Annotated in this window: 10 protein-coding genes; 7 read left to right on the top strand and 3 right to left on the bottom strand. The window is 71.1% G+C overall.

From position 1 onward, the window contains the following. The coding region (locus tag KDK95_RS32255; protein WP_212522142.1) for an MFS transporter at positions 1–1,194 on the top strand (1,194 nt) is incomplete at its 5' end. Between the two features lie 57 nt (positions 1,195–1,251). Here KDK95_RS32255 and KDK95_RS32250 read toward each other — a convergent pair. After that, a complete protein-coding gene (locus KDK95_RS32250) occupies positions 1,252–2,283 on the bottom strand; it encodes an LLM class flavin-dependent oxidoreductase (protein WP_212522141.1) in 1,032 nt (343 codons plus the stop codon). A 153-nt stretch (positions 2,284–2,436) separates the two neighbouring features. Between KDK95_RS32250 and KDK95_RS32245 the strand changes: the two genes are divergently transcribed. The 4 genes from KDK95_RS32245 to KDK95_RS32230 all read left to right on the top strand — a co-directional run bounded on the left by KDK95_RS32245 (position 2,437) and on the right by KDK95_RS32230 (position 6,785). Beyond that, the gene (locus KDK95_RS32245) at positions 2,437–4,065 is read left to right on the top strand and encodes a bifunctional DNA primase/polymerase (RefSeq protein ID WP_212522140.1); all 1,629 of its coding nucleotides are present in this window, start codon (positions 2,437–2,439) and stop codon (positions 4,063–4,065) included. Positions 4,066–4,277: 212 nt separating this feature from the next. Then, a complete protein-coding gene (locus KDK95_RS32240; protein ID WP_212522139.1) occupies positions 4,278–5,477 on the top strand; it encodes an AI-2E family transporter in 1,200 nt (399 codons plus the stop codon). After that, positions 5,474–6,256 carry an aminotransferase class IV gene (locus KDK95_RS32235; protein WP_212522138.1) on the top strand — a complete coding sequence of 261 codons (783 nt, stop codon included), beginning with the start codon at positions 5,474–5,476 and terminating at the stop codon, positions 6,254–6,256. Before KDK95_RS32240 ends, KDK95_RS32235 begins: the two co-directional genes overlap by 4 nt. Then, on the top strand, positions 6,246–6,785 hold the full coding sequence (locus KDK95_RS32230; protein ID WP_212522137.1) for a GNAT family N-acetyltransferase: 540 nt from the start codon (positions 6,246–6,248) through the stop codon (positions 6,783–6,785). The genes KDK95_RS32235 and KDK95_RS32230 overlap by 11 nt, the downstream gene beginning before the upstream one ends. A 284-nt stretch (positions 6,786–7,069) precedes the next feature. Here the strand turns inward: KDK95_RS32230 and KDK95_RS32225 are convergent, their stop codons facing one another. Both KDK95_RS32225 and KDK95_RS32220 read right to left on the bottom strand, forming a co-directional pair. Beyond that, the gene (locus KDK95_RS32225; protein ID WP_212522136.1) at positions 7,070–7,432 is read right to left on the bottom strand and encodes a hypothetical protein; all 363 of its coding nucleotides are present in this window, start codon (positions 7,430–7,432) and stop codon (positions 7,070–7,072) included. A 244-nt stretch (positions 7,433–7,676) separates the two neighbouring features. Beyond that, positions 7,677–9,986: an MMPL family transporter gene (locus tag KDK95_RS32220; RefSeq protein ID WP_212522135.1), complete on the bottom strand. Its 2,310-nt coding sequence runs from the start codon at positions 9,984–9,986 to the stop codon at positions 7,677–7,679. Positions 9,987–10,269: 283 nt separating this feature from the next. Between KDK95_RS32220 and KDK95_RS32215 the strand changes: the two genes are divergently transcribed. Both KDK95_RS32215 and KDK95_RS32210 read left to right on the top strand, forming a co-directional pair. Further along, positions 10,270–10,923, top strand: a complete 654-nt coding sequence (locus KDK95_RS32215; RefSeq protein ID WP_212522134.1) for a hypothetical protein — start codon at positions 10,270–10,272, stop codon at positions 10,921–10,923. A 123-nt stretch (positions 10,924–11,046) separates the two neighbouring features. After that, the coding region (locus KDK95_RS32210) for a tetratricopeptide repeat protein (RefSeq protein WP_212522133.1) at positions 11,047–11,258 on the top strand (212 nt) is incomplete at its 3' end.

Below are 11,258 nucleotides of genomic sequence, written 5' to 3'. Positions count from 1 at the left end.
TTCGGGCGGGGCGAGGGGTGGGTGCTCTACCTCAACCTGACGCGGTTCATCGCGGGTGCCGGCATCGGCGGTGAGTACGCGGCGATCAACTCCGCGATCGACGAGCTCATCCCGGCGCGCTTCCGGGGCCGGGTGGACATCGCGGTGAACGGCACGTACTGGGCCGGCGCGTTCCTGGCGTCGGTGCTGACGCTTGCCGTGATCAAGCACCTGCCCGTCGCCTACTCGTGGCGGATCGGGTTCCTGTTCGGCCCGGTGCTCGGCCTGGTGATCCTGTTCGTGCGGCGGAACCTGCCGGAGAGCCCGCGTTGGCTGGTGATGCACGGCCGGGTCGATGAAGCCGAAGCCGCGGTCGCCCATATCGAGGAGATGACGCGGCAGAGCGGGGGCACGCTCGATCCCGTCGACGAGTCGAAGGCGATCGACATCCTGCCCGCGGACAGGGTCGGCTACTGGACCCTGACGAAGACGCTCTTCCGGCGCTATCCGAGCCGTTCGATCCTCGGCGCGTCGCTGATGATCACCCAGTCGTTCCTGTACAACGCCATCTTCTTCACATACTCGCTGGTGCTGACGAAGATCTACGGCGTCCCCGACGGCAACACCGCGTACTACTTCATGGCGTTCGCGCTCGGCAACCTCGCCGGTCCGCTAGTGCTCGGGCATCTGTTCGACACGATCGGGCGGCGGGCGATGATCACGGGCACGTACCTGATCGCGGGTATCGGCCTGGCCGTGAGCGCCCTGCTGTTCCACGAAGGCCAGCTGACGGCGCTCACCCAGACGATCTGCTGGTGCTTCATCTTCTTCTTCGCCTCGGCCGGAGCCAGCGCCGCCTATCTGACGGTCAGCGAGATCTTCCCGGTGGAGGTGCGGGCGAAGGCGATCGCGGTCTTCTTCGCGATCGCGCAGTGCTTCGGCTCGTTCGGCCCGTGGTTCTACGGCAAGCTGATCGGCAACACGAGCGGTCAGTCGGCGGACTTCCTGGAGCACCACTCCAAGCTGTGGATCGGCTACCTGATCGGCGCGGCGGTGATGATCGCGGGCGCCCTCGTCGAGCTCGCCCTCGGCGTGAACGCGGAGGGCCGCTCGCTCGAGGACGTCGCGCGGCCGCTGTCGTCGATCGACCTGCCGGACGAGCCGGGTGGGCTGCTGAGCAGCCCCACCGGGGCGCCGCGTCCGCCGATCGCCTAGCGCCCTGCTCGGCGCTCTGTCAGGACGACGGCACGGAGTCAGGACGACAGCACGGAGTCAGGACGACGGCACGGAGCTCGGGTGCCAGCCAAGCTGGGGCCCGAGCTTCGTGGCGATGTCGGTGAGGATCTGCACGTAGTCCTCGTGCTGGAAGGAGAACGGGAGCGCGAAGGCGACCTCGTCCACCTCGCGGAAACCCGCATGCGCGTACAGCTGCTCGGCGATCTCGCCGCTCGTGCCGATGAGGTCCCGCGCGAACATCATGCGCGCGGGGCCCTGCGGTGTCGCGGTGCGCGGCGTGCGGGCGGCGACGTAGGCCTCGTACTTGGCGCGCTGCTCGGGTGACGCCGAGTCGGTCGGGATGACGACGAGGCCCTGCGAGACGCGCGCGGCCTTGCCGTCCGGGTGGTAGGCGCGGAACGTCTCGATCTGCGAGCGCTGGACCTCCGCGAAGTCCTCCGACTCCTCCGCCTTGACGACGCTGCTGGTCAGCAGGTTCATCCCGTGCTCGCCGGCCCATTGCGCGGAGCGCAGGCTGCCGCCGCCGTACCACATGCGCCGCACGAGGCCGGCCGCGTGCGGCTGGACGCGGTCGGAGAAGTCCTCGATGCCGACCTTGCCGCTGAAATCGCTGGCCTTCTCGCCGCGCACGAACGAGAGCAGCCGCTCGACGCGCGTGTACGTGAAGTCCTCGACGTCGCCGGTGTCCGGGTAGAGCGCTTCCTTGACGGTGTCGTAGTGCATCGGCGGCCCGACGCTGATGCCCGGGTTGAGTCGTCCGCCGGAGAGGATGTCGACGGTCGCGAGGTCCTCGGCGAGGCGCAGCGGGTTCTCCCAGCCGAGCGGGATCACGGCCGTACCGAGCTCGATGCGACGGGTGCGCTGGGTGGCCGCGGCGAGCACGGCGATCGGCGAGGAGATGCCGTACTGCAGGTGCCGGTGCCGCACCCAGGCGCTGTCGAAGCCGAGCCGCTCGCCGAGTTCGATGACGCTCAGCGTGGTCTCGTGGCCCGGCCGCGGATCGGCCTCGTCGAACAGGCCGATCGTGAGGAATCCGAGTTTGCGCAGGGGTTCCGTGCTCTGCGGCACCGTGCCTCCATACAGGGTAAGGGCGTGATCGGCTCGATCGATCGGGTCAACGCACGCCGGGTCCGGTTGCTTCCGCGCCACCGCGCCGCCATCCCCCGTCCCCTTGCCTCCGCCGCGAATGAGTAGCACACTTGTTCGAAAGGAGGGGTTGCGATGAGCGAGCAGCACGCGTCCGCGCCGAGGCCGCCGACCACGCCGTCCGAGCTGATGGCGCGCGGTTTCGCCCTGTTCCCGCTGCGGCCGGGCACGAAGGTGCCCGCGGTTGCGCGGGACTGGGAGCACGCCGCGACGACCTCGCCGCTGCGGCTGCGGCAGCTCACCGGCGGCCCGCACGCGAACCACGGCGTCGCGTGCGGGCCCAGCGACCTCGTCGTCCTCGACCTCGATGTCGCGAAGAGCGCGGCGGAGGCGGAGGCGGCCGAGGGGGCGACGGACGGGTGGCAGGTGCTGCGGGAGCTCGCCGCGGCGCACGAGGGCGAACTGCCGCGCACCTTCACCGTGCAGACGCCGAGCGGAGGACGGCATCTGTACTTCCGGCCGCCGGTGGACGGGCCGGCGCCGCGCAACACCGTGCGCCGGCTCGGCCCGCTGATCGACACGCGGGGCGCGGGCGGCTACGTGGTGGCGCCCGGCTCGCGGGTCGACGGCGTCGAGTACCGGGTGATCGTGGACGCGCCGATCGTGCCGCTGCCCGACTGGATCGGCGCCCTGCTGCGCCCGATCGAGGACCGGCCGGCGGCCGGCGAGCCGTTCTCGCTGTCCACGGCGCTGGGCCCGGTGAGCGCGCAGCTCGGCGAGGCGTACGCCCGGACCGCGCTGGAGCGGGAGATCGGCCGGGTCGCCGCGGCCCGGGTCGGGACCCGCAACGACACGCTGAACCGGGCGGCGTACAGCCTCGGCACGCTCGTCGGCAGCGGCCTGCTCCCCCAGCCAGAGGTCGAGGCCGAGCTCACCCGCGCGGCGCAATCGGCCGGCCTCGGGGCGAGGGAGATAGCGGCCACGCTGCGCTCGGGCCTGAACGCCGGCATCGCGCGACCGCGGCGGCTGGTCGGCGTCGGCGCGTCGGCCGCGGCAAGGGGCGTGCACCAGATCGGCCTGAGCGAGGGCGCGGACCTGGTGCACAGGACGCTGATTCCGGCGCTCGTGCCGCAGCCCGCGCAGTGGCCGCGCGTGTTCGGCCGTCACATCCAGCTCGGCATGGCGGCGACGGCCGTCTACCGCGAGCTTTCCGGGCAGCAGCCGGGCTACGAGCTTCCGGGCATGCCGGCGCTCTCTGCGCAGGGGCAGCGGATCGCACCCGCCGCGCTCGCGGAGCTGCTGACAGAGCTCGAGGACGCGTACGAGGTGGCGGCGCGGGCCAGCGGTCCGATCGTCGGCTCCGAGGGCTGGCAGGGAATCCTCGGGCTCGCCGACGCGCTGCGCGATCTGAACGACGAGCTGATGAATACCGCCGCGCCGCTGGCGCCGCCCGTCCTCGCGCTCATCAGATCGCTGACATCGGCCGCCGCGCGCCGGATCACGACGCTGGCCGGGGAGATCACGATCAGGCTCGCCGCACAGGGCCTGCGCCACTCGCCGCTGTGGATCGGCGTGCGCAGGATGCAGCGCGCGGCCGAGGCGGTCGCCGACTTCGGCACACCGGCCCGCCCGCTGACCGCGTCCCGGCACGCGGGGCACGCCGGAGGCCGCGGCGCGCTCCAGGCCCAGCTCAACGCGATGCGGCGGAATCTGCAGGCGAATGGTAGTGGGGAACGGTCACGTCCGGCGGCCGCGGCGAGCTGAGCAGGAGCCTGGCCCACCCCGGCCGACGCGCACGCAACCGACGACTGCGAGGCGACGAACCGCGCTTGCGGCGCACGTGGGATCGGGCGCCGTCGGCTGACCATCCGCCGTCTCGGCAGGTCTGCCGGGGGTGTGCCGCGCGCACTGCCGCGGCCGCGACCGATAGCCTTGGCGGCGGCGGGTCGTCGAGACGGGCAGGAGCTGGGCCGAGTATGCAAGAGCGCGGACCACGCGATGTCAGCCCCAGGCTGCGTCAGGTATCCGATTACGCGTGGCGGGTGCTGCTGCTCGGCGCGTTCGGCTACGTGGTGTTCCTGGTGGCGATGCGCTTCGAGCTGATCTTCGTTGCGCTGTTCATTGCGCTGATCTTCACCTCGCTGCTGCGGCCGCCGGTGAACGTGCTCTCCCGGCTCATGCCGCGCTCGCTCGCCCTGCTGTTCACCGCGCTGTGCGGGCTCGGGCTGGTCGGCGGGCTGTTCTGGTTCGCCGGCAACTCGGTCGCGAACGAGTCGGACTACCTCGGCAGCGAGTTCCACAGCGGCGTGTCCCGGATCGAGAAGTGGCTGGAGGCCAAGCCCTTCCACGTCAATCCGAGCACGCTGTCCAACCTGCAGGGCAAGCTCAACTCGTACATCTCCGGACACCGCACGACGCTGCTCAACCAGGCGCTCAACGGCGCGGGCCGGATCGTCGATGTGCTGACCGTGCTGGCGCTCGCGTTCTTCTGCTCGATCTTCTTCGCGAAGTCGGGCGACCGGATGTGGCACTGGTTCCAGGACCAGCTGCCCGACTCCGTCAGCCCGACCTGGCAGCGCTGCGGCGCTGCGGCGTGGCACACCTTCGCCGGCTACACGCGCGGCATCATCCTCGTCTCGGCCGCCAACGCGGTGATGGTGGGCATCTCGCTCAAGCTGCTGCACGTCCCTCTGGTGCTGCCGCTGACGCTGCTCGAGTTCTTCGCCAGCTTCATCCCCCTGATCGGCTCGCCGATCGCGATGGCGGTGGCCACGGTCGTGGCGCTGGCCAGCCAGGGGCTGACGACGGCGATCATCGTGGTCATCCTGATCGTGGTGTTCGGGCAGATCGAGGGGCACGTGCTGCAGCCGCTCGTGATGGGCTGGGCCGTCCAGCTGCATCCGGTGGTGGTGGCGGTCTCGGTGATCGCGGGCACGCTGTCGGCGGGGCTGCTGGGCGCGGTCGTCGCCGTGCCGCTGGTCTCGATCACGTGGGCGGTGATCAGGGAGCTGCGGGCGGAGCCGGGGTCTGTTGCGGCCGAGGGCGTCCCTGCGGAGACCGCCACAGAGACAGCCGGCGACACGCCCGAGTTGGCAGCCGAGGCGCCCGCCGTCGTTCCCGCGCAGCCCGAGGAGCCTGAGCTCGCGGTCGAGACCGTCGTCGAGGCCGAGTCATGATGCTCGAAGTCGACGGCCACGAACCGACGCGCGAGGAACTGCAGGACGCGGCGCTGGTCACCTTCGGCCACTTCACGGCCATGCAGGTGCGCGGCGGCCGGACGCGCGGCCTCGACCTTCACCTCACGAGGCTCGACGAGGCGAACCGCGCGACGTTCGGCGCGCCGCTGGACGGCGAGCGCGTCAGGGAGCTGATCCGGCACGCGCTGTTCAGGGCGGGCACCGCGGACGCGTCCGTGCGCGTGATCGTGCGCGGGGCGGGCGAGGGGCCGGGCGTGCGCGTGTTCGTGCTGGTCAGGCCGCCGTTCGTGATGGCTGCCGACGCGACGCAGCGGCTGAAGTCAGTGACCTACCAGCGGGCCGTCGCGCACATCAAGCGGCCGGGCGACTTCGCGCAGAGCTACTTCATCGACCGTGCCGAGGACGCCGGGTACGACGACGCGCTGCTCGTCGCGCAGGACGGCACGGTGGCGGAGTCCGGCATCGCCAACATCGCGTTCTTCGACGCTGCCGGATCGAGTGTCGTGTGGCCGGACGCGCCGGTGCTGGCGGGCATCACGATGCAGCTCGTGGCGCCGCGGCTGGCCGGGTACGGGATGCCGTCGCGCACGGCCCGCGTCACGCTCGGCGAGGTCGGCGACTTCGCGGGCGCGTGCCTGACGAACTCGCGCGGTATCGCCGCGGTCTCCAGAATCGACGACGTCGAGATGCCGATCGCCGCGGAGTTCACCGGGGCGCTGCACGCGGCGTACGAGGCAGTGCCCTGGGATGCGATCTGAGCCGGTGGCCGACATCGCGTTCCGGCCCTTCACCCGCGCGGACCTGCCGCTGCTGGCCACGTGGCTGGACGCGCCGCATGTGGCCCGCTGGTGGCGGCGCGACGACCCGAGCTTCGACGCGCTGGAGGCGCGCTACGGCCCGGCGATCGACGGCGACGACCCGACGCGGCTGTTCCTGGTTCTTGCGGACGGCGTGCCGGTCGGGTTCTGCGAGACCTACCTGCACGCCGACGATCCGGCCTGGGATCGCACGATCGGACTGCCGGACGTCGCCGGGATCGACTATCTGATCGGCGCGCCGGAGCTGTGCGGGCACGGCCTCGGCACCGCCGTGATCGGCGCCCTCTGCGCGCTCGTGTTCGAGCTGTATCCGCGGATCGGCGGGATCGCGTCGGTGCCGCAGGCGGCGAATCAGGCATCGCGGCGGGTCTTGGCGAAGAACGGGTTCCGGCTCGTGGACGTGCGCCCGGTCGAGTCAGACGACCCCGGCGACTCCGGACCCGCCGCGATCTACCTCCGCGAGCGGTAGCGGCGAAGCCGGAATCGGAATCGGAGCCGGAGCCGGAATCGGAGCGGGAATCGGACGAACTTCGGGAAGCCCGACCCGCCGCGAACCACCTCCGCGAGCGATAGCGGCGAAACCGAAGTCGACCGACCCCGGCGAAGCCCGACCCGCCGCGACGCACCTGCGCGAGCCGTAGCAGCAACGCCCGACCCGCCGCGATCTATCTCCGCGAGCGGATAGCGGCGAACCGGAATCGACCGACCCCGGCGATGCCCGACCCGCCGCGATCCACCTGCGGCCGCGCCCGCTCAGCTGCTGGCGGTCGATCCGTTGCCGCCGCCCATGCCGCCGCCGCAGCCGCTCATCCCGCTCGGCATGCTGCCGCCGGAGGGCCTGGTGCCGCCGCTCGGCGCGCTGAAGCTGCTCATGCCGCTGGGCATCGCCGTCGGGCGGGTGCCGGTGAAGCTGCCGGTCGGCCGCGCTCCGGAGGCGCCACTCGGCATGCCGGCGCACTGCGTGCTGCTGCTGCCGCCACCGCCGCCGGAGCTGCTGCTCGACGACGATCCGGAGCACGCGGCCACCAGGCCGAGGCCGGCGCCGCCCGCCAGGACCGCCGCCCCGAACCGCAGCGCGATCTTCCGTCTACCGGTGCGTGTACCCGTCCTTGCCATGCGCTCTACCCCTCGCTCCCTCTCGGGTCCGTCAGATCATCGGTTCTCGGATCGGAACGGAAGCCACGATTTCCGGGCGGGGTGAGCGGTCGCTTGGGCACCCATGAGAAATACCTTGCGGGGACGCGATTGGCGCCAGGCTGTTACCGAACCGGCTACTCGGTCAGTGGGCGAAGACACCTCGCCCGGGCCGATCCCCTCGCGATCGGCCCGGGCGACGTCGTGTGCGGCGCGGTCTGCCTCGTCAGCGGCGACCGCTGGGGGCCGCGTCCTCCTCGGCCTCGCCGGCCTGCTGGCCGGGCAGCGCGTCGGCGCCGGCCGCCTTCGCCGCCTTGCGCTCGGCCCGAGTGCGGAACAGGTCCGGGTCCAGGTAGTCCTTGCCGACCGGCGGCGTGCCGTCCCCCTCGACCGAGAAGTGCGGCAGGATCCGGTCGAGCCAGCCGGGCAGCCACCAGTTCGCCTTGCCGAGCATCTGCATGAGCGAGGGCACCAGCAGCATCCGCAGCACGAAGGCGTCCAGCGCGACGGCGGCCGTCAGGCCGATGCCGAACTCGGCGACCGGGCGCTGGCCCAGCAGTAGGAAGGAGAGGAACACGCACATCATGATCGTGGCCGCGGCCGTGATCACCCGGCCGGTCTCGGCCTGGCCGACCCGCACCGCGCGCCGGTTGTCCTTGGTGTGCACCCACTCCTCGTGCATCCGGGAGACCAGGAACACCTGGTAGTCCATCGAGAGGCCGAACAGGATGGAGAGCATCATGACCGGCAGCCAGGCCTCCACCGGCCCCGCCGCGCCGAGCCCGAGCGTGTCCGAGCCGTGGCCGTACTGGAAGATCCAGACGATCACGCCGAAGGACGCGCCGGCCGCGAGCAGGTTCATCACCGCCGCGGCCAGCGGGACCAGCAGCGAGCGGAACGCGATCATCAGCAGCAGGAAGCCGAGCGCGACCACCACCCCGACGAACAGCGGCACCTTGGACTTCATCACGCTGGCGAAGTCCTCGTAGATCGCCGTCGTGCCGCCGACGTAGGCGTGCATCGTCGTGCCCTGCTCGGCCTTCGGAACCACGTTGTCACGCAGGTTGTTCACCAGGTCGGTGGTCTGCACGGCCTCGGGCGAGCTGCCCGGCACGACCGTGATGGTCGCGATGGACGAGCCCTGGACGACCGGCGCGGGGATGACCGCGACGACGTCCGGCTGGGTGCGGATCTGCGCGGCCAGCTGCGTGACGGCCGCGTCGTCGCTCGAGGAGCCGAGCTGCGCGACGACGACGAGCGGGCCGTTGAAGCCAGGACCGAAGCCCTCGGCCAGCAGGTCGTAGGCCTTGCGGGTGGTGGTGGTGCTCGGGTCGTTGCCCTGGTCGGAGGAGCCGAGGCGGACCGACAGCGTCGGGATGAGCAGCACGCCCATGACGACGACCGCGGCGAGCGCGAGGATCTTCGGGCGCTTCTCGACGAACTTCGCCCAGCGCGCCCACATGCCGGTCGGCTCGCCGGTGACCGGGCCGGAGGCCCGCAGCTTCCTGCGGGCGCTGCGGGAGAGCACGCGCTTGCCGATGGGCCGGAAGCCGAGCAGCGCGGGGAGCAGCGTGATCGCGGCGAGCACGACGGTGGCCACGGCGATCGCGGCGCCGACGCCGGTACCGGACAGGAAGCTCATCCGCGTGGTCAGCATGCCGAGCAGCGCGATGCAGACGGTGGTGCCGGCGAAGACGACCGCGCGGCCGGATGTGTCCAGCGCTCTGACGACGGATTCTTCGTGGGTCAGCCCGGACCGCACCCCGTTGCGGAACCGCGTCACGATGAACAGCGCGTAGTCGATGCCGACGCCGATGCCGATGAGCGCGGCGAGGATCGGCGCGAGCGCGGGGATCGTCAGGCCGTGCGAGGCGATGACGATCAGCGAGGTGCCGACGCCGAGGCCGAAGATCGCGACGACGATCGGCAGCAGCGCGCCGACGAGCGAGCCGAACGCGAGCAGCAGCACGATCAGCGCGGCGATGTAGCCGACCTGCTCGGAGCTGCCGGTGCTTGACTGCTCGGTGCCCGCGATGTCCTGGCCGCCGAGCTCGACCTCGAGCTTCGAGCCGGCCACGCTCTGCGCCGTGCTCACCAGCGACTTGACGTCGTCGAGCTTGATGGTGGCCTGGTTGCCCTGGAACCGGACGGTCGAGTAGCCGATGGTCCCGTCGGAGCTGATCGCGCCGCTGGGCTTGCCGCCCACCTCGGCATACGGATCGGAGGCGCCGACGATGCCGTGGATCTTCGCCACCTTGCCGAGCATCGTCTCGACGGACTGCTCGACGGCCGGGTCGGTCAGCTTGGTTCCGCCGAGCGCGTGCAGCACGATCTGGTCGCTGTCGCCGGCGGCCTTCGCGTCCATGCTCTGCAGCAGCGAGAGCGCCTTGGTCGAGTCGGTGCCCGGCATGGAGAAGGAGGTGTTGTACGAGTCACCCCAGCGGTTGGCACCGACGCCGATGCCGATCAGCAGGATGATCCAGATCGTGAGGACCTTGCCTCTGTTCCGGAAACACCATCGTGCGAGTGAAGCCATGGAGATCCCCCTTGGGTCTACGGTCGACGGGTCGGCGGTCGCGGCCGCCGCGCTGCGGCCATGAGAACCGTATGAGTGCCGGCTGACGCGACGCTGACATCCGGCTGACAGAAAGACGATATAACGCGTTGCCGTGAGGCAGCTCACGCGGGGCTGGGCACCAGCTGCGAGACCGGCAACGCGGCGGCCTCGGCTTCATCACGAATCGATAAAACGGGAACTTCAGGGAGCCGGAGGAGATCAGGGGTTTGCTTGGTGGCTTGGGACCCGGGGCGCCGGTACCGTGGACGGCATGCTGGTGAGCAAGTCATCCATTCAGGGCGAGTTCGGATCGCGGCAGGCGGAGTTCCTGCCCCCCGGCGAGCAGCTGCACGGCCTCTTCGAGGCCGAATACGGCGAGACGCCGTTCCTGAACCCGACCGGTAACCCGATCTTCCTCCTGCTCTCCACCAACTTCGTGCTGTTCGTCGGCGCGAAGCGCTTCAGCAACAACCCGACGACCGTGCTGGGGCGAGTGCCGCGCACGGCGATGCGATTCCTGCCGCCGGACAACGGCGTGGCGCACTTCCGCGTCTCGGCGCAGATGCAGGACGACCGCGGGCAGTGGTACCAGGTGCGGTTGAAGGTGCACAAGATGTGGCGCGAGGAGGCGACGGCCTTCGTGACGGCGGTCAACGCGTCGGGGCAGCCGCAGCAGCCGCAGGCGTATCCGCAGCAGGGGCAGCCGCAGGCGTATCCGCAGCCGTACTCTCCGGTGCAGCCGCACTCGCCGGCGCCGGGACCGGCGCCGCAGCAACCGCAGCCGTATCCGCAGCAGCCCGCCCCGATTCCCGCCCCGCAGCACCCGCCGCAGCAATACCCACCGTACCAGCAGCCTTACCCACAGCAATCGCCGCAAGCCCCTTATCCGCCGCGGCGGGGGCAGGGTTGGTCCTGAGTCTGTAACTATGTCCCGCATCGTCCCGGGGTACCCTTCCGTGCGCGATCACGGCAGGGTTAGCCTGGACGGCATCCACGCGTCGGTCCCCGGCCGCGTGCGACGAACCGACAGGAGTATCCGGTGGCTGATGATCCGCTGATAGCCAGCCTGCGCAGGGCGGTCGAGACGACGCCGGCGGACGTGCCGCTGCGGCTGCACCTGGCGGAGCTGCTCATCGGACAGAACCGGCCGGACGAGGCCGTGCAGCACCTCGGCGTGGTGCTCGGGCAGGCGCCGAGCGAGACCCGCGCGCTGGATCTGATGCGCCGTGCGCTCGCCGGGCCCGCCGCGCC

The sequence above is a fragment of the Actinospica acidithermotolerans genome (assembly GCF_018139625.1).
Taxonomy (GTDB): Bacteria; Actinomycetota; Actinomycetes; order Streptomycetales; family Catenulisporaceae; genus Actinospica; species Actinospica acidithermotolerans.
This window is presented reverse-complemented; position numbering and strand designations above follow the sequence as displayed.

Excerpts from the sequence above, each read along its gene's own strand:
- KDK95_RS32240 (WP_212522139.1), top strand. The coding sequence starts at position 4,278 with ATGCAAGAGCGCGGACCACGCGATGTCAGCCCCAGGCTGCGTCAGGTA.
- KDK95_RS32245 (WP_212522140.1), top strand. The coding sequence starts at position 2,437 with ATGAGCGAGCAGCACGCGTCCGCGCCGAGGCCGCCGACCACGCCGTCC.
- KDK95_RS32225 (WP_212522136.1), bottom strand. The coding sequence starts at position 7,432 with ATGGCAAGGACGGGTACACGCACCGGTAGACGGAAGATCGCGCTGCGG.
- KDK95_RS32220 (WP_212522135.1), bottom strand. The coding sequence starts at position 9,986 with ATGGCTTCACTCGCACGATGGTGTTTCCGGAACAGAGGCAAGGTCCTC.
- KDK95_RS32230 (WP_212522137.1), top strand. The coding sequence starts at position 6,246 with ATGCGATCTGAGCCGGTGGCCGACATCGCGTTCCGGCCCTTCACCCGC.
- KDK95_RS32235 (WP_212522138.1), top strand. The coding sequence starts at position 5,474 with ATGATGCTCGAAGTCGACGGCCACGAACCGACGCGCGAGGAACTGCAG.